This window comes from Streptomyces sp. NPDC052682 (assembly GCF_040678435.1).
Classification (GTDB): Bacteria; Actinomycetota; Actinomycetes; order Streptomycetales; family Streptomycetaceae; genus Streptomyces.
In genome coordinates this window covers 224,833-248,819 of record NZ_JBFATS010000006.1, presented here as the reverse complement: position 1 = coordinate 248,819, position 23,987 = coordinate 224,833, and the positions used below count along the sequence as shown (strand labels likewise).

Annotated in this window: 25 protein-coding genes, 1 tRNA gene and 2 pseudogenes; 12 read left to right on the top strand and 16 right to left on the bottom strand. The window is 70.4% G+C overall.

Features of this window, described 5'->3' with window-relative positions; translation table 11 throughout:
• Window positions 1-75 precede the first annotated feature (75 nt).
• From AB0K80_RS11775 to AB0K80_RS11765, 3 genes are all read left to right on the top strand, one after another.
• The gene (locus AB0K80_RS11775) at window positions 76-570 is read left to right on the top strand and encodes a phage holin family protein (RefSeq protein WP_365668349.1); all 495 of its coding nucleotides are present in this window, start codon (window positions 76-78) and stop codon (window positions 568-570) included.
• The gene (locus AB0K80_RS11770; RefSeq protein WP_365668347.1) at window positions 567-1,505 is read left to right on the top strand and encodes an alpha/beta hydrolase; all 939 of its coding nucleotides are present in this window, start codon (window positions 567-569) and stop codon (window positions 1,503-1,505) included. The genes AB0K80_RS11775 and AB0K80_RS11770 overlap by 4 nt, the downstream gene beginning before the upstream one ends.
• Before the next feature lie 127 nt (window positions 1,506-1,632).
• Window positions 1,633-1,824, top strand: a complete 192-nt coding sequence (locus tag AB0K80_RS11765; RefSeq protein ID WP_365668345.1) for a hypothetical protein — start codon at window positions 1,633-1,635, stop codon at window positions 1,822-1,824.
• A 19-nt stretch (window positions 1,825-1,843) separates the two neighbouring features.
• On the opposite strand, the gene AB0K80_RS11760 is transcribed toward AB0K80_RS11765, so the two are convergent.
• The 3 genes from AB0K80_RS11760 to nth form a co-directional block, all read right to left on the bottom strand.
• Window positions 1,844-3,043, bottom strand: a complete 1,200-nt coding sequence (locus AB0K80_RS11760) for a MarP family serine protease (protein WP_365668343.1) — start codon at window positions 3,041-3,043, stop codon at window positions 1,844-1,846.
• A gap of 13 nt (window positions 3,044-3,056) precedes the next feature.
• Window positions 3,057-3,752 carry a CoA pyrophosphatase gene (locus AB0K80_RS11755; protein WP_365668341.1) on the bottom strand — a complete coding sequence of 232 codons (696 nt, stop codon included), beginning with the start codon at window positions 3,750-3,752 and terminating at the stop codon, window positions 3,057-3,059.
• Window positions 3,753-3,813: 61 nt separating this feature from the next.
• A complete protein-coding gene (nth, locus tag AB0K80_RS11750; protein ID WP_365668577.1) occupies window positions 3,814-4,887 on the bottom strand; it encodes an endonuclease III in 1,074 nt (357 codons plus the stop codon).
• A gap of 449 nt (window positions 4,888-5,336) precedes the next feature.
• Between nth and AB0K80_RS11745 the strand changes: the two genes are divergently transcribed.
• A complete protein-coding gene (locus tag AB0K80_RS11745; RefSeq protein ID WP_029382547.1) occupies window positions 5,337-6,011 on the top strand; it encodes a Crp/Fnr family transcriptional regulator in 675 nt (224 codons plus the stop codon).
• 96 nt (window positions 6,012-6,107) lie between these two features.
• Here AB0K80_RS11745 and AB0K80_RS11740 read toward each other — a convergent pair whose 3' ends face one another.
• The 4 genes from AB0K80_RS11740 to AB0K80_RS11725 all read right to left on the bottom strand — a co-directional run bounded on the left by AB0K80_RS11740 (window position 6,108) and on the right by AB0K80_RS11725 (window position 8,498).
• The gene (locus AB0K80_RS11740; protein ID WP_365668340.1) at window positions 6,108-6,938 is read right to left on the bottom strand and encodes an MBL fold metallo-hydrolase; all 831 of its coding nucleotides are present in this window, start codon (window positions 6,936-6,938) and stop codon (window positions 6,108-6,110) included.
• Entirely contained in the window at window positions 6,935-7,816 is an 882-nt protein-coding gene (locus AB0K80_RS11735) for an NUDIX hydrolase (RefSeq protein WP_365668338.1), read from the bottom strand. Before AB0K80_RS11735 ends, AB0K80_RS11740 begins: the two co-directional genes overlap by 4 nt.
• Window positions 7,817-7,878: 62 nt before the next feature.
• Entirely contained in the window at window positions 7,879-8,340 is a 462-nt protein-coding gene (locus AB0K80_RS11730) for a RidA family protein (protein WP_365668336.1), read from the bottom strand.
• Entirely contained in the window at window positions 8,340-8,498 is a 159-nt protein-coding gene (locus AB0K80_RS11725; protein ID WP_003991873.1) for a DUF4177 domain-containing protein, read from the bottom strand. Before AB0K80_RS11725 ends, AB0K80_RS11730 begins: the two co-directional genes overlap by 1 nt.
• Window positions 8,499-8,604: 106 nt before the next feature.
• On the opposite strand from AB0K80_RS11725, the gene AB0K80_RS11720 reads away from it, so the two are divergent.
• Window positions 8,605-9,582, top strand: a complete 978-nt coding sequence (locus AB0K80_RS11720) for an ArsA-related P-loop ATPase (protein ID WP_365668334.1) — start codon at window positions 8,605-8,607, stop codon at window positions 9,580-9,582.
• A gap of 97 nt (window positions 9,583-9,679) precedes the next feature.
• Window positions 9,680-11,074: an ArsA family ATPase gene (locus tag AB0K80_RS11715; RefSeq protein ID WP_365668332.1), complete on the top strand. Its 1,395-nt coding sequence runs from the start codon at window positions 9,680-9,682 to the stop codon at window positions 11,072-11,074.
• Window positions 11,075-11,195: 121 nt separating this feature from the next.
• Here the strand turns inward: AB0K80_RS11715 and wblA are convergent, their stop codons facing one another.
• Window positions 11,196-11,534: a transcriptional regulator WblA gene (wblA, locus tag AB0K80_RS11710; RefSeq protein WP_365668330.1), complete on the bottom strand. Its 339-nt coding sequence runs from the start codon at window positions 11,532-11,534 to the stop codon at window positions 11,196-11,198.
• A 572-nt stretch (window positions 11,535-12,106) separates the two neighbouring features.
• Between wblA and AB0K80_RS11705 the strand changes: the two genes are divergently transcribed.
• The gene (locus tag AB0K80_RS11705) at window positions 12,107-14,419 is read left to right on the top strand and encodes a transglycosylase domain-containing protein (RefSeq protein ID WP_365668328.1); all 2,313 of its coding nucleotides are present in this window, start codon (window positions 12,107-12,109) and stop codon (window positions 14,417-14,419) included.
• A gap of 121 nt (window positions 14,420-14,540) precedes the next feature.
• Here the strand turns inward: AB0K80_RS11705 and AB0K80_RS11700 are convergent, their stop codons facing one another.
• Window positions 14,541-15,005 carry a GatB/YqeY domain-containing protein gene (locus AB0K80_RS11700; protein WP_365668326.1) on the bottom strand — a complete coding sequence of 155 codons (465 nt, stop codon included), beginning with the start codon at window positions 15,003-15,005 and terminating at the stop codon, window positions 14,541-14,543.
• 119 nt (window positions 15,006-15,124) lie between these two features.
• Between AB0K80_RS11700 and AB0K80_RS11695 the strand changes: the two genes are divergently transcribed.
• The 3 genes and pseudogenes from AB0K80_RS11695 to AB0K80_RS11685 all read left to right on the top strand — a co-directional run bounded on the left by AB0K80_RS11695 (window position 15,125) and on the right by AB0K80_RS11685 (window position 16,461).
• Entirely contained in the window at window positions 15,125-16,066 is a 942-nt protein-coding gene (locus tag AB0K80_RS11695; RefSeq protein ID WP_365668324.1) for a metallophosphoesterase, read from the top strand.
• Window positions 16,067-16,226: 160 nt separating this feature from the next.
• A pseudogene (locus AB0K80_RS11690) lies at window positions 16,227-16,355 on the top strand (integral membrane regulator); the annotation flags it as partial.
• 32 nt (window positions 16,356-16,387) lie between these two features.
• A tRNA-Pro gene (locus AB0K80_RS11685) sits at window positions 16,388-16,461 on the top strand.
• Between the two features lie 166 nt (window positions 16,462-16,627).
• Here the strand turns inward: AB0K80_RS11685 and AB0K80_RS11680 are convergent.
• Window positions 16,628-16,840, bottom strand: coding sequence for a hypothetical protein (locus tag AB0K80_RS11680; RefSeq protein WP_365668322.1), 213 nt, complete (start codon window positions 16,838-16,840; stop codon window positions 16,628-16,630).
• 33 nt (window positions 16,841-16,873) lie between these two features.
• On the opposite strand from AB0K80_RS11680, the gene AB0K80_RS11675 reads away from it, so the two are divergent.
• Entirely contained in the window at window positions 16,874-17,200 is a 327-nt protein-coding gene (locus AB0K80_RS11675; RefSeq protein WP_365668320.1) for a hypothetical protein, read from the top strand.
• Window positions 17,201-17,288: 88 nt separating this feature from the next.
• On the opposite strand, the gene AB0K80_RS11670 is transcribed toward AB0K80_RS11675, so the two are convergent.
• From AB0K80_RS11670 to AB0K80_RS11650, 5 genes and pseudogenes are all read right to left on the bottom strand, one after another.
• Complete coding sequence (locus AB0K80_RS11670) at window positions 17,289-18,290, bottom strand: site-specific integrase (protein ID WP_365668318.1); 1,002 nt, start codon at window positions 18,288-18,290, stop codon at window positions 17,289-17,291.
• Between the two features lie 216 nt (window positions 18,291-18,506).
• Complete coding sequence (locus AB0K80_RS11665) at window positions 18,507-18,662, bottom strand: DNA-binding protein (protein WP_365668316.1); 156 nt, start codon at window positions 18,660-18,662, stop codon at window positions 18,507-18,509.
• An 89-nt stretch (window positions 18,663-18,751) separates the two neighbouring features.
• Window positions 18,752-19,009 (bottom strand): annotated as a pseudogene (locus tag AB0K80_RS11660) (hypothetical protein); the annotation flags it as partial.
• 98 nt (window positions 19,010-19,107) lie between these two features.
• Window positions 19,108-20,400: a DNA sulfur modification protein DndB gene (locus tag AB0K80_RS11655; RefSeq protein ID WP_365668314.1), complete on the bottom strand. Its 1,293-nt coding sequence runs from the start codon at window positions 20,398-20,400 to the stop codon at window positions 19,108-19,110.
• A gap of 622 nt (window positions 20,401-21,022) precedes the next feature.
• Window positions 21,023-21,481 (bottom strand): hypothetical protein, encoded by a 459-nt coding sequence (locus tag AB0K80_RS11650; protein ID WP_365668312.1) that lies wholly within the window; start codon window positions 21,479-21,481, stop codon window positions 21,023-21,025.
• Window positions 21,482-21,881: 400 nt separating this feature from the next.
• Between AB0K80_RS11650 and AB0K80_RS11645 the strand changes: the two genes are divergently transcribed.
• Window positions 21,882-22,733, top strand: coding sequence for a hypothetical protein (locus tag AB0K80_RS11645; RefSeq protein ID WP_365668310.1), 852 nt, complete (start codon window positions 21,882-21,884; stop codon window positions 22,731-22,733).
• A gap of 93 nt (window positions 22,734-22,826) precedes the next feature.
• On the opposite strand, the gene AB0K80_RS11640 is transcribed toward AB0K80_RS11645, so the two are convergent.
• Complete coding sequence (locus tag AB0K80_RS11640) at window positions 22,827-23,660, bottom strand: MerR family transcriptional regulator (protein ID WP_365668308.1); 834 nt, start codon at window positions 23,658-23,660, stop codon at window positions 22,827-22,829.
• Window positions 23,661-23,987: the final 327 nt, after the last annotated feature.

Below are 23,987 nucleotides of genomic sequence, written 5' to 3'. Positions count from 1 at the left end.
ACAAAAGACAGGACCGTACGCAGTCAGGCCCACCACGAACGAACGAGACCTCAACAGCACAAGAGGGAGACCGCGATGAGCGCACCCGACGGCAGCCCGGTCGGCGCCGAACGCAGCATCGGCCAGCTGTTCGCCTCCGCGACGGCGGACATGTCGGCGCTGGTGCACGACGAGATCGCGCTGGCCAAGGCGCAGCTCAAGCAGGACGTCAAGCGCGGCGCGACGAGCGGCGGCGCGTTCACGCTGGCCGGCGCGGTGCTGCTGTTCTCCCTGCCGATGCTGAACTTCGCGCTGGCGTACGGCATCCGCACCTGGAGCGACTGGAACCTCGCGGTCTGCTTCCTGCTCTCCTTCGCGGCGAACGTGCTGGTCGCGCTCCTCCTCGCGCTGATCGGCGTCGCCTTCGCCAAGAAGGCCAAGAAGAGCAAGGGACCGCAGAAGGTGGCCGCCTCGATGAAGGAGAGCGCGGGCGTCCTGCAGAACGCCAAGCCGCACCCCCGCCCCGAGCCGGCGCTGGACCGGAACCCCGACGCGAAGGCCATCGAGGCTGTGGCACGCTCGTCGTCATGACGGAACCCGCCACCCCCTCGGCACAGCCCGCCTCGGTCGTACGTCCGGAGGGCCCCTGGAGCCACCGCGAGGTCGCCGCCAACGGCGCCCGGTTCCACATCGCGGAGCTCGGTGACGGCCCGCTGGTGCTGCTGCTGCACGGCTTCCCGCAGTTCTGGTGGACCTGGCGGCACCAGCTCGTCGCCCTCGCCGACGCGGGTTTCCGGGCCGTCGCCATGGACCTCAGGGGCGTGGGCGGCAGCGACCGCACACCGCGCGGGTACGACCCCGCCAACCTGGCGCTCGACATCACCGGCGTGATCCGCTCGCTCGGCGAGCCGGACGCCGCCCTGGTCGGCCATGACCTGGGCGGATACCTGGCGTGGACGGCGGCCGCGATGCGCCCCAAGCTGGTGCGGCGCCTGGCGGTCGTGTCCATGCCGCATCCGCGGCGCTGGCGGGCCGCGATGCTCCGGGACGCCCGGCAGACCCGGGCGGGGTCCCACATCTGGGGCTTCCAGCGGCCCTGGATCCCCGAGCGGCAGCTCACCGCCGACGACGGCGCGCTCGTCGCCGAGCTGATCCGCGAGTGGTCCGGGCCGCGCCTGCCGGACGACGAGGCGCTGGACGTCTACCGGCGCGCCATGTGCATCCCGTCCACGGCGCACTGCTCGATCGAGCCGTACCGCTGGATGGTGCGCTCCCTGGCCCGCCCGGACGGCATCCAGTTCAACCGCCGGATGAAACGGCCCGTACGGGTGCCGACGCTGCATCTGCACGGCTCCCTCGACCCCGTGCTGCGCACCCGCAGCGCGGCCGGGTCCGGCGAGTACGTCGAAGCCCCGTACCGCTGGCGGCTGTTCGACGGACTCGGCCACTTCCCGCACGAGGAGGACCCGGTCGCCTTCTCGTCGGAACTGATCAACTGGCTGAAGGATCCCGAACCCGATCGGTAAGCGTTCGGGCGCGCCCGGTGTCCGGTCGTGAACAGCTGTCCCGCGAACGGCCACTTGCCCGGCGCATAGGCCAATTAGGGGCGCCCCGAGCGGTTATCGACCATGGGTCAGGGGCACACGTCGGGGTATGGGCTGGACGCACGACTACAGTGACGCAAGCCGCGAACGCCGCTCGGCGGGCGGTACGGGGACTCACCAGCGAGGCGGTGCACCGCAGATGACGGGCACGGACCCGAGGGTGGGGATCCCGCTGATCCTCCGCCGCCGGGCCCGCTGGGTCTCCGTACGTCTGCGTCACCGCGCGGCCGAGACGCCCTGAGGCCCCGACGCTCTGGGCCTCACAGCGCGCAGCTGTCGCTGCCCACCTGCTGGCCGGCGGTACGCCCCTTGGTGATGTCCTCCTGGATCTCGTCCACGGTGAGCGCGTAGCCCGTCTCGGCGTCGTCGAGCGACTTCGCGAAGACCACGCCGTAGACCCTGCCGTCCGGAGTGAGCAGCGGCCCGCCGGAGTTGCCCTGGCGGACCACCGCGTACAGCGAGTACACGTCGCGGCGCACGGTGCCGCGGTGGTAGATGTCCGGGCCGTTGGCCGTGATGCGCCCGCGCACCCGCGCGGCCCGCACGTCGTACGCCCCGTTCTCCGGGAAGCCGGCGACGATCGCGCCGTCACCGCTGCTCGCGTCCCGCGACGTGAACCGCAGCACGGGCGCGTCCAGGTCGGGCACGTCGAGTACGGCGATGTCGCGCCGCCAGTCGTACAGCACGACCTTGGCGTCGTACCTGCGGCCCTCCCCGCCTATCTGCACGGTCGGCTCGTCCACCCCGCCGACCACGTGCGCGTTGGTCATCACGCGGCGGTCGGCGAAGACGAAGCCGGTGCCCTCCAGGACCTTGCCGCAGCTCTGCGCGGTGCCCATCACCTTGACGATGGAGCGCTGGGCGCGGACGGCGACCGGGCTCTTCGCCAGCGCCGGGTCGGGGGGCCGTACGTCGGTGATCGGCTCGTTGGAGAACGGGCTGAAGACCTGCGGGAAACCGTTCTGCGCGAGGACGGAGGAGAAGTCCGCGAACCAGGTGTCGGCCTGGGCGGGCAGCGCCCGGGAGACCCCGAGCAGCACCTTGGAGCTGCGGACCTCCTTGCCGAGCGTGGGCAGCGTCGTACCGGCCAGGGCGGAGCCGATCAGCCAGGCGACCAGGAGCATCGCGACCACGTTGACCAGGGCGCCGCCGGTGGCGTCCAGGGCACGGGCCGGGGACCAGGTGATGTGCCGGCGCAGCTTGTTGCCGAGGTGGGTGGTCAGGGCCTGCCCGACGGAGGCGCAGACGATCACGACGACGACCGCGACCACCGCGGCGGTCGTGCTGACCTCCGCGTTGTCCGTGAGCGCGTCCCAGATCACGGGCAGCGTGTAGACGGCGACGAGGCCGCCGCCGAGGAAGCCGATCACCGACAGGATGCCGACGACGAACCCCTGGCGGTAGCCCACGACCGCGAACCACACGGCGGCGACCAGCAGCAAGATGTCCAGCACGTTCACGAGGGCCACCCTGTCATGACCGCCAGTCGAGCGGGACCTGCTTCTGGCGGTCCCAGGGCCGCTCCCAGCCCGCGAAGTGCAGCAGCCGGTCGATGATGCCGGCGGTGAAGCCCCAGACAAGTGCCGATTCGACCAGAAATGCCGGACCTCGATGGCCGCTGGGGTGGATGGTCGTGGCCCGGTTGGCCGGGTCCGTGAGATCCGCCACGGGCACCGTGAACACCCGGGCCGTCTCGTTCGGATCGACCACGCGGACCGGGCTCGGCTCGCGCCACCAGCCGAGCACCGGGGTGACGACGAACTCGCTGACCGGGATGTACAGCTTGGGCAGCACCCCGAAGAGCTGGACGCCGGACGGGTCCAGGCCCGTCTCCTCCTCGGCCTCGCGCAGGGCGGCCCGCAGCGGCCCGTCGGTGTGCGGATCGCCGTCCTCGGGGTCGAGGGCGCCGCCCGGGAAGGACGGCTGCCCGGCGTGCGACCGCAGGGAGCTCGCCCGCTCCATCAGCAGCAGCTCCGGTCCGCGCTCGCCCTCCCCGAACAGGATGAGGACGGCGGACTGGCGCCCGGTGCCGTTCTCGGGCGGCAGGAAACGGCTCAGCTGGCCCGGCCTGACCGTCTCGACGGCGTGCACCACCGGGTCAAGCCAGGCGGGCAGGCCCTCCTTGCTGAGCGTCACCGGCCCGCCCTGGGTATTGCTCGCTCGCGTCATCGACACCCCCGTCGTCCTGCCGGATCCAACGGCCGGCGGACCCGTGATCGTTCCCGGGCCGTCATCCGGCCGCCAGCGGCGGGGCCGGTGTGCCGCCCGCGTCCAGGTACGCCTGCGGCGGCTTCAGGCGCTGGCCCGGGAAGCCGCCCTTCTCGTACTTCAGCAGCTTCTTCGCCTTCTCGGGGTCGGTCTCGCCCTCGCCGTACGCCGGGCAGAGCTCGGCGATCGGGCACGCTCCGCAGGCGGGCTTGCGGGCGTGGCAGATGCGGCGGCCGTGCCAGATCACGTGGTGCGACAGGTCCGTCCAGTCGCTCTTCGGGAACAGCGCGCCGACGGCCGCCTCGATCTTGTCGGGGTCGGTCTCGTCGGTCCACTGCCAGCGGCGCACCAGGCGCTGGAAGTGCGTGTCCACGGTGATGCCGGGCCGGCCGAAGGCGTTGCCGAGCACGACGAAGGCGGTCTTCCGGCCGACGCCGGGCAGCTTGACCAGATCCTCCAGGCGCCCGGGGACCTCTCCGCCGAACTCCTCCGCCAAGGCCTTCGACAGCCCTATCACCGACCTGGTCTTCGCCCGGAAGAACCCGCAGGGGCGGAGGATCTCCTCGACCTCCTCGGGGTTGGCGGCGGCCAGGTCCTCGGGGGTGGGGTACTTGGCGAACAGGGCGGGGGTCGTCTGGTTGACCCGCAGGTCGGTGGTCTGCGCGGACAGCACCGTGGCGACCAGCAGCTGGAAGGGGTTGTCGAAGTCCAGCTCGGGGTGCGCGTACGGATAGACCTCGGCGAGTTCCCGGTTGATACGGCGGGCGCGGCGGACCAGGGCGGTACGGGACTCGTTCCCCGGCGGCCTGACGACCGTCTTCGCCACGGCGTCCGGCACGGCGACGGTGGCCTTCTTGGGGGCGACGACGACCTTCTTGGGGGCGGGGGCCTTCTTCACAGCCGCACTCTTCTTGGCGGCCGGGGCCTTCTTCGCGGCCGGGGCCTTCTTCGCGGGCGCGGATTGCTTGGCCGCAGGGGCCTTCGCCGCCGGGGTCTTCTTCGCGGCCGCGGCTTTCTTCGCGGGCGCGGCCTGCTTGGCCGCAGGCGCCTTCCCCGCCGCCGCAGTCTTTTTCGGCGGCGCGGCCTTCTCCGCCACCGGGGCGTCCTTCTTCGCCGCGGCAGCCGCCCTCTTCGTGGCCGCCTTCGCCGGCGCCTTGTCGGGCGCCGTATCGGCACTCGCATGCTTCACAGAAGCCGCCCCCTTCTTCACAGGCGCCCTCTTTGCCGCTTTCGCCGTTTTCCTACCGCCATCAGGGCCCTGTTCGCCCACAGCGGAATCGCGACGTACACCCACCCGCGCAGCCCCCTCGGCCTGTGCTCTCACCGGCGATTCGGACACCCGGCCAGCCTAAGGCCCGGCACCGACATCCGCCCCGGACCCCGAAGATCGGCGCCCAATTGGACCCCTGCCGCGTACCCCGGGACACCTGTGCGGCATCCTTGTGACAGATCACACTGTTCGGACCGTCCGGCAAAATGGGCACCACGGTCCCCTGGTACACGGGGGAGCAAGATCCCCTGAGCAGGTCGACAAGGAGAGAACTCGTGGACGACGTTCTGCGGCGCAACCCGCTCTTCGCGGCGCTCGACGACGAGCAGGCCGCGGAGCTCCGCGCCTCCATGAGTGAGGTGACCCTCGCGCGTGGCGACTCGCTGTTCCACGAGGGCGACCCCGGAGATCGCCTGTACGTGGTCACGGAAGGCAAGGTCAAGCTCCACCGCACGTCCCCCGACGGCCGCGAGAACATGCTGGCCGTCGTCGGCCCCGGCGAGCTGATCGGCGAGCTGTCGCTGTTCGACCCGGGTCCCCGTACGGCGACCGCCACGGCGCTGACCGAGGTGAAGCTGCTCGGCCTCGGCCACGGCGACCTCCAGCCCTGGCTGAACGCCCGCCCCGAGGTCGCGGCGGCCCTGCTGCGCGCGGTCGCGCGCCGGCTGCGCAAGACCAACGACGCCATGTCCGACCTGGTCTTCTCGGACGTCCCGGGTCGCGTGGCGCGCGCCCTGCTGGACCTGTCCCGCCGCTTCGGCGTGCAGTCCGAGGAAGGCATCCACGTCGTCCACGACCTCACGCAGGAGGAGCTGGCCCAGCTCGTCGGCGCGTCCCGCGAGACGGTCAACAAGGCCCTCGCCGACTTCGCCCAGCGCGGCTGGCTGCGCCTGGAGGCGCGGGCCGTGATCCTGCTGGACGTCGAGCGCCTGGCCAAGCGCTCGCGCTGACGCGGTCTCCAGGGCCCCGCCTCGTCGAGGGGCGGGGCCCTTCGCGTGCGCCCACAGCGCACCGCGCGCGTGCCCGCTGACGAAGCGCGGCGCCGGCTAGATCAGCCCGTGCTCCTCGAGGTAGTCCAGCTGCGCCCGTACCGACAGCTCCGCCGCCGGCCACAGGGAGCGGTCCACGTCCGCGTAGACGTGGGCGACGACCTCGGCCGGGGTGCGGTAGCCGTCCTCCACGGCCGTCTCGACCTGGGCGAGGCGGTGGGCGCGGTGGGCGAGGTAGTACTCGACGGCGCCCTGGGCGTCCTCCAGGACGGGCCCGTGGCCGGGCAGGACGGTGTGCACGCCGTCGTCGACGGTGAGCGACCTCAGGCGCCGCAGGGAGGCCAGGTAGTCGCCCAGGCGGCCGTCGGGGTGGGCCACGACGGTCGTGCCGCGGCCCAGGATCGTGTCGCCGGTGAGCACCGCCTGGTCGGCCGGGAGGTGGAAGCAGAGCGAGTCGGCGGTGTGCCCGGGGGTGGGGACGACCCTCAGTTCCAGTCCGCCGACGGTGATGACGTCTCCGGCGGCCAGGCCCTCGTCGCCCAGCCGCAGCGCCGGGTCGAGGGCCCGCACACGCGTGCCGGTCAGCTCGGCGAAGCGGACGGCGCCCTCGGCGTGATCGGGATGACCGTGGGTCAGAAGGGTGAGGGCGACGCGCTTGCCGGCCCGCTCGGCGGTGTCGACGACGTGCCGCAGGTGCCCCTCGTCCAGCGGCCCGGGGTCGACGACGACCGCGAGAGGGGAGTCCGGCTCGGACAGGAGCCAGGTGTTGGTGCCGTCCAGGGTCATCGGCGAGGGGTTGGGCGCCAGCACGTTGACGGCCCGGGGCGTGGCGGGTCCCGAGAGGACCGCTCCTCGGGGCTGGCCGGGCAGGGCTGCTGCGTCCGTCATGCGGGGGCTCCACCGGTCGGGATGTGCTTGGTGAACTCGTCGTGGCCCGGCCAGGACAGCACGACCTCGCCGTTCTCCAGGCGGGCACTGGCCAGCACGGGCGTCAGGTCGCGCCCCTGTGCGGCCGCGAGCGCCTCGGCCGCCGTGCCGTACGGCAGCAGCTGGCGCAGGGTCGCGATGGTCGGCGGCATCATCAGCAGCTCGCCCTTGTCGTAGCCGGCCGCCGCCTCGGCCGGGGCGATCCACACGGTGCGGTCGGCCTCCGTGGAGGCGTTGCGGGTGCGCTGCCCCTTGGGGAGGGCGGCCACGAAGAACCAGGTGTCGTAGCGGCGGGGCTCGAACTCCGGGGTGATCCAGCGCGTCCAGGCGCCCAGGAGGTCGGAGCGCAGGACCAGCCCCCTGCGGTCCAGGAACTCGGCGAAGGACGTGTCACGGGCCACCAGGGCCGCGCGGTCCGCCTCCCAGTCGTCGCCGGTGGTGTCACCGACCACCGTCTCGGGCGTCGGGCCGGCGAGCAGGACGCCCGCTTCCTCGTACGTCTCCCGGACGGCCGCGCAGACGATCGCCTGGGCCGCCGTCTCGTCGACGCCGAGCCGGTGTGCCCACCACGCGCGCGTGGGGCCCGCCCAGCGGATGCGACGGTCGTCGTCGCGGGGGTCGACGCCGCCGCCCGGATACGCGTACGCGCCTCCGGCGAAGGCCATGGAGGCGCGTCGGCGCAGCATGTGGACGACCGGACCGCCGCCGGTGTCCTTCAGGAGCATGACGGTGGCCGCGCGTTTCGGGGTGACCGGGGTGAGGGTGCCGGCCGCGAGCGCGCGGATGCGGTCCGGCCACTCCGGGGGGTACCACTGACCGTTCGCCTGACCATTCGCCATGGCCGGAGGCTATCTGCTGGTGCGCGAATGTTCGAGAGGGACCAGGGGCCGCACGCGGTGCGTTACGCCAGCTCCACCTGGATCTCGACCTCCACCGGCGCGTCCAGCGGCAGCACCGCCACGCCCACCGCGCTGCGCGCGTGCACGCCCTTGTCACCGAGGACGGCGCCCAGCAGCTCGCTGGCGCCGTTGAGCACCGCCGGCTGGCCGGTGAAGTCCGACGCGGAGGCCACGTAGCCGACCACCTTCACGACCCGCGCGATGCGGTCCAGGTCACCGGCGATCGACTTCACGGCGGCCAGGGCGTTGAGCGCACACGTGCGTGCCAGCTCCTTGGCCTCCTCCGGGGTGACCTCGGCGCCGACCTTGCCGGTGACCGGGAGCTTGCCGTCCACCATCGGCAGCTGCCCGGCGGTGTAGACGTACGGCCCGGACTGCACGGCCGGCTGGTAGGCGGCGAGCGGCGGGACGACCTCGGGCAGGGTCAGGCCGAGCTCGGCCAGTTTCGCCTCGACGGCGCTCATCACTGCTTCTCCCGCTTCAGGTAGGCCACGAGCTGCTCGGGGTTGTTCGGCCCGGGCACGACCTGGACGAGCTCCCAGCCGTCCTCGCCCCAGGTGTCCAGGATCTGCTTCGTGGCGTGGACGAGCAGCGGCACGGTTGCGTATTCCCACTTGGTCATGCGGCCGACTCTAGCCGCTGCCCGGCCGGGGTCGGATGGCCGACCTCGACCCTGTTGTCCACAGCCTCCCGCTTGCTCCGCGCCCGGACTGGTTACGCTCGAAGACGTGAGCAGGCTCCAGGTCGTCAGCGGCAAGGGCGGTACCGGCAAGACCACGGTGGCCGCGGCCCTCGCGCTGGCCCTGGCCACGGAGGGGAAGCGGACGCTTCTCGTCGAGGTCGAGGGCCGCCAGGGCATCGCACAGCTCTTCGAGACGGAGGCGCTGCCTTATGAGGAGCGCAAGATCGCCGTCGCTCCCGGGGGCGGGGAGGTGTACGCACTGGCCATCGACCCCGAACTGGCCCTTCTGGACTACCTCCAGATGTTCTACAAACTGGGCGGTGCCGGACGGGCCCTGAAGAAGATCGGCGCGATCGACTTCGCCACCACCATCGCACCGGGCCTGCGGGACGTACTCCTGACCGGCAAGGCGTGCGAGGCGGTGCGGCGCAAGGACAGGGCCGGGCGGTTCGTCTACGACTACGTCGTCATGGACGCGCCGCCGACCGGCCGCATCACCCGCTTCCTCAACGTCAACGACGAGGTCGCCGGGCTCGCCAAGATCGGCCCGATACACAATCAGGCGCAGGCGGTCATGCGGGTGCTGAAGTCGGCCGAGACGGCCGTGCACCTGGTGACCCTGCTCGAGGAGATGCCCGTCCAGGAGACCGTGGACGGCATCGCCGAGCTGCGCGCGGCACGGCTGCCGGTGGGCCGGATCATCGTGAACATGGTGCGGCCCGAGGTGTTGGACGCCGACGACCTGGAACTCGTACGGACGCTCCCGCGTTCCTCTGTTGCCCAGGTGCTGTCGGCGGCCGGGCTGGGCGGGGCGCGGCGCGGCGGTCACGCCGAGCGGCTGGTGGACCCGCTGCTCGCGCAGGCCGAGGAGTACGCCGAGCGGTACACGCTGGAGCAGGAGCAGCGTGCCGTCCTGGGTGAGCTGGGCCTGCCGACGCACGAACTGCCGCTGTTCGCCGAGGGCATGGACCTGGCGGGGCTGTACGCGCTGGCCCGCGAGCTGCGCGGGCAGGGTGTGTCATGAGGCGGGCAGGGCCTGTCACCAGGCGGGCCGGCCGGCCGCCGCAGCCCGTCACCGGTCGTCGGGCAGGGCACGTCACGAGTGGGAAGCAGGGGATGTCATGAGCCGTACGGACCCGGCACACACGCACGACGCGGCCCGCCCCCACCTGACCCCCGCGCGCGTGCTCGACCTCGACCCGCTCATCGAGGACCCGGAGACCCGGATCGTGGTCTGCTGCGGCGCGGGAGGCGTCGGCAAGACGACCACGGCCGCGGCCATCGGGCTGCGCGCCGCCGAGCGGGGCCGCAAGGTCGTGGTCCTCACCATCGACCCGGCGCGCCGGCTCGCCCAGTCCATGGGCATCGACTCGCTGGACAACACCCCGCGCCGGGTGAAGGGCATCGACGAGAGCGCGGGCGGCGAACTGCACGCGATGATGCTCGACATGAAGCGCACCTTCGACGAGATCGTCGAGGCGCACGCGGACCCGGACCGGGCGGCCGCCATCCTGGGCAACCCCTTCTACCAGTCGCTCTCGGCGGGCTTCGCGGGCACGCAGGAGTACATGGCGATGGAGAAGCTGGGGCAGCTGCGGTCCCGGGACGAGTGGGACCTGATCGTGGTGGACACACCGCCCTCCCGCTCCGCCCTGGACTTCCTGGACGCGCCCAAGCGGCTCGGCTCGTTCCTGGACGGGCGGCTGATCCGGCTGCTGACGGCTCCGGCGAAGCTGGGCGGCCGCGCGGGCATGAAGTTCCTGAACGTCGGCATGTCGATGATGACCGGCACGCTCGGCAAGCTGCTGGGCGGTCAGCTGCTGAAGGACGTCCAGACGTTCGTGGCCGCGATGGACACCACCTTCGGCGGGTTCCGCACCCGCGCGGACGCCACGTACAAGCTGCTCCAGGCGCCCGGGACGGCGTTCCTGGTGGTGGCGGCCCCGGAGCGGGACGCGCTGCGCGAGGCCGCCTACTTCGTGGAGCGCCTGGCGGCGGAGAGCATGCCGCTCGCCGGTCTGGTGCTCAACCGGGTGCACGGCAGCGGCGCCGAGGGGCTGTCGGCCGAGCGGGCGCTCGCCGCTGCGGAAAATCTTGAGGACCCCCGCATTGTGGATCACCCGGACGGGAAAGCTGGACTTCGTAACTCCCCCGACACAAACGGCAGTTCAGAATCTCCCAGGTCCGGCCCCGGAGCCTTGGCCGCACCGGCTCCCGACGATGGCTCCCCCGCCGTCCTGAGCTCGGCCCCGGACCCGGACGCCGACGCCACGGACGGGGAGCGGCCCGTCGACCGGCTCGTCGCGGGCCTGCTGAGGCTGCACGCCGACCGTATGCAGTTGCTCGCCCGTGAGCAGCGCACGCGTGACCGCTTCACGGCGCTCCACCCCGAGGTGGCGGTGGCGGAAGTGGCCGCGCTGCCCGGCGATGTGCACGACCTCGCGGGACTGCGCGACATCGGCAACCGTCTCGCGGACAACCGGCCGGAGCTGCCCCTGAACACGGCCGGTGACTGAACGCGGCCGTGCCTGAACACGGCCAGTGCATGAACACGACCAGCGCACGCACACGACCAGCGTGGACGCGCGGGCGCACCAGATGGTCCTGGGCGCTGCCGGGGAGGCCCGGTGGGGCCTCTCAGCTGACCGCCGCGTAGTTCTCGTACACCTCGTCGTCGCCCAGGGGCACGACTCCGGTGCCCCGCTCGTACTCCATGCGCGCGGTCTCCAGCAGCCGGCGCCAGGAGGTCACGGTGGGCCGCCGGCGCAGCAGTGCGCGGCGCTCACGTTCCGTCATGCCTCCCCACACGCCGAACTCGACGCGGTTGTCCAGCGCGTCGGCCAGGCACTCCGTGCGCACCGGGCATCCGGTGCACACCGCCTTGGCCCTGTTCTGCGCTGCTCCCTGAACGAACAGTTCATCCGGATCGGTAGTGCGGCAGGCCGCCTGCGCACTCCAGTCGGTTACCCAGCCCATACCGGCGCCGTCCTCTCCCGAATCGAGGCTCCCCCACGGCGGCAGCGGCATATTCACCGCCGCCAGTTGAGGACGTTACGGAAGGTGGGCACGGCGCAACACCCCCAGCGGGCCCAATCTTGAATGGCCCGAACGGACTATGGGTAAGCGGCAGATCACCCGGGGGAGTGAGGTGGCGACATACGTGACGTTCCCGGCCAACCGGGACAGTTCACTGGCGTCACAAGGGACGCCGGATGACACACAAGGCGGATTCGGGCACGCCTCCATCGAAAAACCCTGGGCAGTGCCGAAACGTTTCGGGTCGCCCGACGTATGGATACATGGCCCTGCCGCCGTGACAGCCGAGAGCAGCTTAGGCCAAGGCCTGTGGGCCTGTCCGGCGAATGAGCAGGGAGCCGCGGGACTTTGCCATGCCGTCATGGCGTCATGGCGTCATGGCATGACGCCCGTCAATGCCGTCATGCCGTCATGCCGTCATCCAGGGCCACGCGTCGGCACAGGGGTGGCGCTGATCCCCGAGAACCGGGTGCTCCCTCGGAACGTTCACCGGTACGGATTAGGCTGCTGTCATGCCAAAGAAGCGCTCGGGCGGTGGCCTGTCCCCCACGCAGCAGGCCGCGAAGTTCCTCGGTGTCAGCGTGCTCGCGGGAGCCGTGCTGGCCGGCATCGCGCTGCCGGCCGTCGGCGCGCTGGGACTGGCGGCGAAGGGAACGGTCGAGAGCTTCGACGAGCTGCCGGCCACCATGAAGACCCCGCCGCTCAGCCAGCGCACCACGATCCTCGACGCCGACGGCGGCACGATCGCCACCGTCTACTCGCGCGACCGCACGGTGGTCGAGCTCAAGGACATCTCGCCGTACATGCAGAAGGCGATCGTCGCCATCGAGGACGCGCGGTTCCACCAGCACGGCGCGGTCGACCTGAAGGGCGTGCTGCGCGCGCTCAACCGCAACGCGCAGACCGGCGGCGTCGCCGAGGGCGCCTCCACGCTCACGCAGCAGTACGTGAAGAACGTCTTCGTGGAGGAGGCCGGTGACGACCCGACGAAGGTCGCTCAGGCCACCCAGCAGACCCTCGGCCGCAAGATCCGCGAGCTGAAGTACGCGATCCAGGTCGAGGAGGAGCTCGGCAAGAAGCGGATCCTCGAGAACTACCTGAACATCACGTTCTTCGGCCAGCAGGCCTACGGCGTCGAGGCCGCCGCCCGGCGCTACTTCTCCAAGTCCGCCAAGGACCTCGACCTCCAGGAAGCCGCCCTGCTGGCCGGCATCGTCCAGTCGCCCAGCCGCTACGACCCGGTCAACGACGAGGCGGAAGCCACCAAGCGGCGCAACGTGGTCCTGCAGCGCATGGCCGACGTCGGCGACATCTCCCAGGCCGAGGCCGACCGGGCGAAGCGGACCCCGCTCGGCCTGAAGGTCAGCAAGCCGAAGAACGGCTGCATCACGGCGGTCAAGGGCGCCGGCTTCTTCTGCGACTACGTCCGCGAGGTCTTCCTGAACGACCCGGTCTTCGGCAAGACCAAGGAGGCCCGCGCCAAGCTCTGGAACCAGGGCGGCCTGACCGTCCGTACCACCCTGGACCCGCAGGCCCAGGAGTCGGTGCAGGACTCGATCAGGGAGCACGTCTACAAGAGCGACGACGTGGCCACGGCCGCCACCCTCGTGCAGCCGGGCACCGGCAAGATCCTCGCCATGGGCCAGTCGCGTCCGTACGGCTTCCGGAAGAACGAGACGCAGATCAACCTCTCCGTCGACCAGAACATGGGCGGCGGCATGGGCTACCAGCCCGGTTCGACGTTCAAGCCGATCGTGGCCGCCGCCGCCCTGGAGGACGGCATGCCGGCCAACAAGGTGTACGCCTCGCCGTACAAGATGGCGTACCCGAGCCCGGTCCAGGCCTGTGACGGCAAGGTCTGGAGGAACAGCCGGACCAGCCCGACCGAGGTGGAGAACGAGAACGAGTCCGAGGTCGGCCCGTACGACATGCGGGAGGCGACCGCCAAGTCGGTCAACACCTACTACGTGGAGATGATCGGCGACATCGGCATCTGCCCGGTGACGACGATGGCGAAGAAGATGGGCGTCGAGCGCGCCGACGGCAGGAAGATGCCGCAGGTGCCGTCGATCGCCCTGGGCACCCAGGAGATGTCCCCGCTGACCATGGCGAACGCGTACGCGACGTTCGCCGCGCGTGGCATGTACTGCACGCCGATCGCCATCGAGTCGGTCAGCCAGCGCATCGGCGGCAAGACGAAGTCGCTCCAGGTGCCCAGGTCGACCTGCTCGCGGGCCATGTCCGAGACCACCGCCGACACCATCAACACCCTGCTGAAGGGCGTCGTCGAGGACGGTACGGGCACCGAGGCGGGTCTCGGGCCCAGCCGCCCCAGCGCCGGCAAGACCGGTACGACGGACTTCCGCTACGCGGCCTGGTTCGTGGGCTACACGCCGAACATGGCCGGTGCCGTGTGGGTCGGCGACCCCGCGCACAAGCGGCGCATGATCGACATCACCATCGGCGGCCGGACGTACGCCAAGGTGTTCGGCGGCAAGGTCCCCGGCCCCATCTGGCGGGACATGATGGAAGGGGCGCTGGAGGGCAAGCCCGCCCCCGACTTCGACCTCGTCCACATCCCTCAGGCTCCCGGCCGCGACCACGGGGACGGCGACGGACGCGGTGACGGTGACGGCCGGGGCGACGGCGACAACGGCGACGACGGGACCGGCGGCATCATCGGCGGCCTGGTCGGCGGCGGTGGCAACGACGGCGGCACGGGCGGCAGCCCCGTCCCCCTGCCCTCCTTCTCGATCCCGGAGAACTTCTGGCAGGGCCAGGGAAACGGCGGCAACGGGAACGGCAACGGCGGCCGGCGCGGCTGACCGGCCGGCCCCCGGGTAACCGGGTGGTCAGCCGGCCGGGTGATCCGGCCATGAGAGAGGCCCCCTCCTCCGTACGGGTTCGTACGTACGGACGAGGGGGCCTCCTCGTGCTCGGCCCGGGTCAGCCGGCCAGCAGCTTCTTCACCGCGGCGGCGACCCGGCCGCCCTCCGCCTGACCGGCGACCTTCGGGTTCACGATCTTCATGACGGCGCCCATGGCCCGCGGCCCCTCGGCCCCGGCCGCCCGGGCCTCCTCGACCGCCTGGGCGACGATCGCGTTCAGCTCCTCGTCGGACAGCTGCTTGGGCAGGTACGCGGCGAGCACCTCGCCCTCCGCCTTCTCCCGCTCGGCCTGCTCGCTGCGACCACCCTGCGCGAACGCCTCGGCCGCCTCCCGCCGCTTCTTCGCCTCGCGGGTGATCACCTTCTGCACCTCGTCGTCGGAGAGTTCGCGCTTCTCCTTGCCCGCGACCTCCTCCTTGGTGATCGCGGCGAGCGTCAGCCGGAGCGTCGAGGAGCGGAGCTCGTCGCGCTCCTTGATCGCGGCGTTGAGGTCATCCTGCAGCTTCGACTTGAGCGTGGTCATGGGGTCGATTGTCGCAGGTGCGGCAGGAAGGGCGCCTGCCCATTTAGGGTCCGTGGCGCGCGAGGGCGGTGCCGGACACCGCGGGCACGGTCACCGCCCGGGTCTGTCACGATGGACGTATGCGCGCGCGATACAAGGTCCCCCTGGGAATCGCGGCGGCTGGTGCCGCCGGTCTGGTGTACGCGGCGGGCTTCGAGGCCCGCTCCTTCCGTCTGCGCCGGGTCACGGTCCCGGTGCTGCCGTCCGGGATGCGCCCCCTGCGCGTGCTCCAGGTCTCGGACATCCACATGGTCGGCGGGCAGCGCAAGAAGCAGCGCTGGCTGCGTTCGCTGGCGGGCCTGCGCCCCGACTTCGTGATCAACACGGGCGACAACCTCTCCGACCCGGAGGGCGTACCGGAGGTCCTGGACGCGCTGGGGCCGCTGATGGAGTTCCCGGGCGCGTACGTCTTCGGCTCCAACGACTACTACGGCCCCAGGCTGCGCAACCCGGCCCGCTACCTGATCGAGAAGGTGCAGGGCCGGCACGGCCTGAACGGCAACCCGCCGGTCGTCGGCGCGATCCACAACCCGTGGGAGGACCTGCGGGACGGCTTCGACGCGGCGGGCTGGCTGAACCTGACCAACACCCGCGACACGCTGAAGATCGAGGGTGTGTCGGTCGAGCTGACGGGTCTGGACGACCCGCACATCAAGCGCGACCGGTACGCGGAGGTCTCGGGCGGCCCGTCCGGCACGGCCGACTTCTCGATGGGCGTGGTCCATGCCCCCTACCTGCGGGTCCTGGACGCGTTCACCGCCGACGGCTATCCCCTGATCCTGGCCGGGCACACGCACGGCGGCCAGCTGTGCATCCCCTTCTACGGCGCTCTGGTCACCAACTGCGACCTGGACACGGACCGCGTGAAGGGCCTGTCCACGCACACGGCTGACGGCCGTACGGCATACCTCCACGTGTCGGCGGGCTGCGGCACGAGCAGGTACACGCCGGTACGGTTCGCGTGCCCGCCGGAGGCCACGTTGCTGACGTTGGTGGGGCGGGAGCAGGCGACAGCCGCATAGACGGCGACGGCGAAGCTACGTAGACGGCGACCGGCGCCGGCGCCGGCGACGGCGGCGGCGACAAGGCAGGCGATCGCGATGCGGACGGGGTAACCCTCACAGCCCCCGCGATCCCGGGCATGCCCGCGCCACTGCCACCGCCCGTCCCGGCCACGGCCGCAGCGCCTTCCTCCTGGGCCTCGCGGTCTACGCCCTGGCCGTCCTCCTCGTGGCCCTCGACCACACCCTTCCGGACCTGGTCCGCCACCGCGGGAAAACCAGATTTCGTCTCCAGCCACCAGTGGGCTAAAGTAAACGTCGTCGCCGCGACAGCAGCGACATCGGGGTGTAGCGCAGCTTGGCAGCGCGCTTCGTTCGGGACGAAGAGGTCGTGGGTTCAAATCCCGCCACCCCGACGCTGGTCAGAGGGCCAATCGCATGATCGCGATTGGCCCTCTGACGTGCTTTGGGGGCCAAACAGGGGGCCAAACGAACTTCACCGAGGTCTAAGCGCGTCAGTCCAGGATCGCTTGCGGCGGTCCATCCGTGGGTGCAGGGAACTGGTCCCAGCCCTCGACCATCTCAGGTCTGGAGCAAGCGCTCGACGCCCTCGGGTTTAATGACGCCGTGGATCAAGGGATAGCGGGGTTGGCGGGAGCGGCAATCGGTGGCCTCATCGGCGTCATAGGCACGCTGGGGGCTGCGCGGCTGACTGGAAGGGACCAGCGGCGGAATCAACACGACCATTGGCGCCGACAGCAGCAACGGGATGCCTACGGTCAACTCGTCGCTCAAGCATCTGAGGCCATAAGGGCCGGGGGCTACAGCTTGGACGCCTACGCAGATCAAGAGCCGACCGCAGGCGATCTTGCCGAGCAGTTCCATGAGACAGTCCGCAGGCTCGATACCGCGATAAGCCTCGTAGCACTGGAGGGGCCAGAAGAAGCAGCCACCTCTGCGATGGAGCTGGTAGCAAAACTGACCCTCTGGGCTAACAGCCTCCTACTGGTTAACGGCCGAGATGAGGGAAGCTACGTTCCCTCCATGGCCAGGGTGGCGGACATGGGCCTGCCTGAGTTGATGGAGGAGAAGGAGCAGAGCCACGAAGCCCTGGACTCCTTCATCCACCTCTGCCGCTGCCTATTGGACGCCTGACGTTGTGGTCTGCACTCGGGCTAAGAAGCTGGTCCGGAGGTCACCGACCCGACGGAAGCTCATGGGGGACCTCCGCCAAGCCAGCGCCTCAAGCCCCGGTCACGTCCGTCTCGCCTTCATGGTCACCGAAGATCTTGTCCATCGCTTCGGCGCCCATCGTGATCACTGGCCGGAGCTGTTTGCGGTAGACCGCCTCAGTGGTGGTCTGGCTGCTGTGGCCGACCAACAGAGCGATGGTCTCCAGCGGAATGCCGTGATCAGAGAGCAGGGACACGAAGCTGTGTCGAAGTTCCCGCGGGGTCCACTCGGGCTCCAGCCCGGCCTTCTTCACGATCGCCTTGAAGTCCCGCCGGACGTTCGCTGCGTCGAGCGGCTCGCCGCTCCGCGTCGTGAAGACACGGCCGGTCGGACTCCACTCCATCCCTCTGGATGCCCGCTCCTGCTTCTGCCATCGCTTGTGCTCTTCGAGCACGTCGACCACCTGTTTCGGCAGGGCGATGGTCCTCCGGCTCTTCCTGGTTTTCGTGTCGCCGTGCTTACGCACGGAGCGCCACACCGCGACGTGCGGCGGCAGGCCGTCCTTCGTCTCCAGGAAGACGTAATCCCAGGTAAGGGGCTGCGCCTCCTCTGTGCGGACTCCACTCAGGAGTGAGAGCACGAGGTAGGCGTACAACCGCGACGGGCGGGCCGCGGCGAGCACGGCTTTCGCCTGTTCCAGATTGAGCGCCTTGCTCGGCCGGCCGGGGCGTCCCTCTGGAGCGGTGACGAGCAGGGCCACGTTCCGCGCGGCCTTATCCCTGCGCTGAGCGTGCGCCAAGGAACGGCGCAGGATGGCGAGCAGGTCGCGCAGGCTCCGGGTCGCGAGCACTTCGGCCCTGTCGTCCAACCAGTCGTCTACATCGTCCGCGCTGAGATCCTTCAGCTTGGCCTTGCCGATGAACGGGATCAGGTGCTTGTTCGCCATCGTGCGGTTCTTGCTGACGGTCTTCTCGTCGCGGCCCTTCAAGCCTCGCTCCAACCAGTCGTTCACCGCGTCGACCACGGTGTAGTTGGCTGGCGACTTGACGCCGGTCTGCACCTCCTTCTTCAAGTCCCTGATCCTTCGGTCGACGGCGCTTGCCGTTCGGGGCGTACCCCAGAGAAACGGCCCCCACGTAGCGATTCTTGGCGGGGTCCCAGTAGATCGTGTCCTCACCATGCCCGGCCCTGCGGGCCCGCTTCGGGGTCTCGGTCATGCTGTGTTGCGCCTCCAAAGAGCAGGGCCGCGCCCTGAAGGAAGCGGCCCTGTTAAACGGGGTGAGGGGATTCAGGCGGTGGCCTCTGCCTCGCGCTTGATGCGGACGGTCTGAAGGCGTCCGAGCCGTATCTCCTCGTAGACCATCGAGCGACCGATTCGGAGAGCCTTGGCGGCCTCTTCCGGCCGGTAGAGGAGCTGTTCGGCGGGTTCAGCGGCGGTGCTCATGCGGCGGTGCCTCCTCGGCAGGGTTTCCGAGGGCGGTGGCCCCCTTCCTGTCAGGTCCGCTACTTCCGCTACCTCCGCTACCACCCTGGTCAGGGGCATGATCGAGGTAGCGGATAGGGGTAGCGGTAGCGGATGGAGCCGCTACCGGCCTTCCCGGGGCCGGGTAGCGGATGGGGCGTCGCGGTAGCGGATGCGGAGTGCCGATCCGCTACCGATTTCAGGGCTCTGCCTGCCGGTAGCGGAGGTAGCGGAAGTAGCGCACTCTCCGCGGGGGGCGGGCAGTAGCGCTGCCACGCGTCGTGAAGATCCGTCGCGTAGTAGCCCTTCATGACGCTCCCGCCGGCCTTCCTGCAAGGACCTTGGACTGCCCCGCGCGAGTCGGCGCCGCCCAAGACACGAACGTCCCCGCCGCGGAAGTCGCGGCAGGGACGCTAGAAAGACAAGCTCAGATGGCGGCCGGCGGCTTCCGGTACCAGTCCGTGATCACGCTCGTGAGGTGCACGATGTTCTGCGTGCGCATGATCGGCGCCGAGGCGTTGGGCTCGAAGTCATCCTTGGCGTTCGTAGTGCTCCAGATGCTGTTGCCAGCGATCGGAGCGGCCATGTGCCGGTCCAGCCGCTTGAAGAACTCGGTGATGTCTCCGTCGTCTACGCCGTCCTCTCGGAGGCTCTTGAAGACCCCTGCCAAGACACGCAGCATGCCCACCGACCCGAGCAGGGAGCTTTCGCGCAACTCCATGGCCTTGGTCGGAGGGGCCGGCGCTTCGTTCTTCGGCTTCTCAGAGAGCTTGGGGTCGTAGTTCTCGATGTCCTCCTCAGTGACCGCGGCGAGCCCGGTGAACGCCGTGGAGATGATGTTAAGGAAGTCCTTCGTCTGCTCGATGACCTCGCTGTCGGTCAGAGTGGCCTCGGCCTTCTTGCTGATGCGTCCGCCAGGCCCTGCAATCACGGCACGCGTCAGGTCCGCCACGTGCTTGGCGCCCATGAGGTTGCGATTCTTGGCGGTCATGCGGTCGTTTTCGATGTCCACCTTGCCCTTGAGCAGCGGATGTTCCACCACGTCGCCGAGCGTCCGGTTGGCGATGCGGTACGTGTCGAAGCGGGCGCGGACCGCACTGGAGATGCCCTTCGCGTTGTCCGCTACGTCCACGAACATTTGCTGACCCCTGATGCCGTCGGGCTCGACGTAGATGTCGAGCCCGACGTATTCGGTCTTCAGGCGGTCCATCCGTCCAAGGAGGGCCTTGCGCTCCTCCTCCAGCTTCGCCTTCTTCGCAGCGTTGGACGTCCGAAGGAGGTCCCGATCGATCCGGGCGATCTCATCGGTAATGCGCTTCTTCTCCAGGTGCACACCCAGGATCCGATGCTGCCCGTCGATCGTGATCAGCCGCGCGATTCCCCCCAGAGCCCACGGAACCGTGAGATACCCCACCGTTCCGTCCGCGCTGACCGGCTCGAAACGACAGCCGCCCGTGTCGCGGGCGAGCAGGGTCGGCGCTACCCAGTCCGGCTTGTCGGCGAGGTACTGACCGAACCCCTTGGCGTGGACAGGGTCCACCTTGCGGTTGTCCGGGTCCGGCTTGGCAGGGTCCGGCAGAGGAAGGATGACCGAGAGGTCACCGAGCGGAACACGCGTCGTGTACACAGTCCGGCCGCCCTGCGTGGTCCGCAGCGCCAGGTAGGTGGACTCCTCGCGCACCAGAGAAAGGCGCGACGGGTCGATATCGATCGAGGTCATGCAGAACCCCCCAATTGTGGGCACTACTTCGTAAGTAGCGCCAGGAAGCCACCACCGTACAGCGCTAGTTGCTTGTCTGGGCGAGTAACTTCTTAATTCGCTCGATGAGTTGAACCGCGCAGCACTCGTCGACGTCTGACAGTGGTCTGAGCTAGGGATCTAGGCACGACAGCCCGACCCAAGCGTGGCTCGTAGGCCACAACCCAGCAGCTCACAGCCCGAGGTGCCTGCCCAGGGTCCGGGGGCCAAACAGGGGGCCAAACGCAGCAGCCCCCAGGACCGTCCCGGACGGTGGTGGACGGAGCTGGAGCTGAATGAGCAGGTCAGTAACCACGAAGCGTGGTCACGTGGGCTCTGATCGCGTTCGGGACGAAGAGGTCGTGGGTTCAAATCCCGCCACCCCGACACAGGTCAGAGGCCCATTCGCGTGATCGCGAATGGGCCTCTGCGTGTCTGTCTGTGCAGGGCGATCAAGGACCGCGCGGGTGAGGGCGCCGACAGCTAGCGCGTGAGCAGCGTCGGCTGCCTGGTGGGGAGCGGGGGCTCTTCGGGCGAAGGGACGGCGCCGAGGAACTCCTCTCCGACGAACTTCCCGACTTCGCCACCGAAACGACCCGTTAGGTCAAGCACTCACCCAAGTTGCCAGTGCACCCACGGCCGCGTGGCTATGAGCCGGACCGCGGCGCGACCGTTCTCCCGCGCACCACCAGAACAGTCGCTCCTGTGCGTCCGCCCTTGGATGCATGCCCAGGCCATGCTCGGGGCACAGCGGCCACGCCTGCCACGAAAGCTCCATGACGGTCTCCTGTGCGGCATCGGCGACACTCGCCAGCGCAGAGGCAAGGCTGTTCTGCGAGTTCGGGTCCAGGTGATTGCCGTGCCACTCGCCGTTGGCCATGGCGACGTAGACGTTTTCCAGCTCATCCGCGTCGCAGGACGGAAGAGCCAGCAGTCGCAGCGGTTCCAGCTGGGGAAGCGTCACCGCCAGGTCCCGGTTCACAAGGGCGAGAGCCTGGTCCCACACCGGGTACTCGCCCGGCGAGACGCGGCGCGGCTCAGGGGGGTCGAAGAGAGCGCACATGCGCACCATCCTCCGCCACGCCAGGGGCAGTCCTGATCGCTCAACAGCGTCGCCCGCTCCGCCATGAAGCAAGTCCCCCCTTGTCCGCAGCCGTTGGTGAACCCCGCACCGCCCCTGAGGCGGCCAGGACCCGGCAGCCGGCCGTCCTCCTCGTCCGCCGGGCCCTTGTCCGCGAGGGCCCGGTGGGCCGCTGACCTCCTGAAAGAACCGGGGGAAAGAACTACCCGCCCACCCACCCTCCCCGGCCAGGAAGCCCGCGTCACCCGTCCGGGTGACCGGCTTGCAGGGGCGGGACACCGGCGGTTACGTTCGCCGCGACAACCGCACACAGACGACGGCCCCCGGCCGGGACGGGCATCCCGATCGAGGGCCTGACCGATCAGGAAGTAGTGGCTTCCCGATGGCTGACCCGCAGTCTAACGCGCCCCTGCGCGCCGACGCCGGAGCTCCGACCTCCGGCGTGATCCACGTCCGCACCCGGCTGACGGCCGACTTCACCGTGATCTCCAACGCCATCGCCCAGCGGCGCGGCAGCGCGGTCACGGTCGGTGTCGCGGCGTACATCTCCTCCCTGCCCGACGGCTCCCCCGTGAGCATCGCCGCCCTGTGCGCGCACTTCAGCGAGGGCGAGATCCTGATCTCCCGAGCGCTCAGGGAGCTCGAAGCGGCCGGATACCTGGAGCGCCGCCGTGAGCGCACGCCCACCGGGCAGGTCCGTACCCGGACGTACTTCTACGACGTACCCGGCGGCGGCGCGGTCGCGGACGGCCCGCCGGATCCGCCGAAGCCGCCCCGGCCCCGTAAGTCGCCCGCAGCCGACCCCGTTCCCACCGGAGACCAGCCGCAGAACCCGGCGTCGCTCTCCGACGCCGACCCTCGGGCGGTCGCCGTTCTGGCCTCGCTCCGCCGCGTCGATCCGCGTCTCGTCCTGTCCGAACGGGAGGCCGTGCGTCTGGCGCCGGCCGTCGCCCAGTGGCTCGGCGCCGGTGTGGCGCCCGCCCAGATCACCGCTCAGCTGACCGCAGGGCTCCCCGACCACTTCCTGACGCGCCCGGCGGGCATCCTCGCCTACCGCCTCCGGGAGACACCCCTGCCCGCACCGCCTCCGCGGCCGCTCCCCGAAAGCGCTCCCCGCCCGGCCGTGCCGCCCTTCCAGACCTGCGACGGCTGTGAGCGGGCGTTCCGCGCGCATGGGCCTGGGCACTGCCGTGACTGCCGACAGCGCGCGGAAAACCTCCCTGCCGCCGCCTGACGCCCGTGACGGTCAGGGCGGTCGGCCGGGTGGCGGGGCGGGCGCGCAGGCAGGGGACAACCAGTGCCTCGGCGCCCGCCCCCTTCAAGAAGATCAGGAAGCGACCACAGGCGCCTGCAGCTCCGTCACCCAGTCGTCGCGGTTCTCCGGGCACTCCAGGTTGACCTCGCGGGGATACCCGGCGGAGCGGTAGCCGTTGCCGTCGATCCAGCGGGCCAGGGACTGGGCGGTCGGCAGGACGGTGTCCATCGAGCCGCGGTGGACGATCGTCGCGGCCTGCTCGATGCCGGGCAGGTCGAGGACCCGGAGGTCGTCGCCCGGTGCCCCGTCCCGCAACGGGGCCGCGACCTGGACCGCCGCGTGGATGGTGACGGCACCGCCGCCCTCCGGGGCGTCCTCGTAGTAGGCGATGCCGGGGCCGGTGACCGGGATGCCCGCGGCGTCCAGCCGGCGGAACAGTTCCTCGTACAGCGGGCCGATGACCGGGGTGATGTCCTGGGGCTCGTAGCTGGCGGCGGTGGCGGTCAGTTCGGCCACGCGGACGGGCGGGACCTGCTTGACGACGACGTCGTTCGTAGGCATGAAACCCTCGCTCTCGATCGACCGGAGCCTCGCCTCGACCTGGACCAGCCGGGCCGCCGTGGCGGCCATCGCGGCCTGCAGTTCGGCCTGGCGCAGCCGCAGCATGCCGCGCAGTTCCTCGGTGCTGACCTTCTCCTCCACGATGTCGCGCACCTGCTGGAGGGTGAAGCCGAGCTCCTTGAGCGCGATGACGCGGTTGAGACGCGTCAGCTGGGCAGCCGTGTAGTAGCGGTAGCCGGTGGCCGGGTCGACGTGGGCCGGGCGCAGCAGGCCGGTGGCGTCGTAGTGACGCAGCATCCGGACCGAGACGCGGCCGTGCCGGGCGAAGTCTCCGATGGTGAACATGGCGTCTCCGACTTCAGCGCCTGACACGGTGTGAGGGTCAAGACGGCGGTCCGGACGGGCACCGCCCCACCGGCGCGGCACCGGTCCCTCCCCTCGTGGGGACCGGTACCGGGCGGTGGGGCGGTGTCGGTCCGCGCCGTGCGGTGCCGGTGCGGACCGAGGAGAGGGCGGATCGAGGGAGGTGCGGGACGGCCGGACGGAAGGCGGCGGCGCGGCTCGGTCGCCGGGGCACGCGGCGGGGTGGCACCGACGTCTCGCGGCGTCGGCGGAAACCGTCCTGGAAGCCATGCCTCCGAGGGCCGTCCGGGGCTCGCCCGGTCGCCTCGC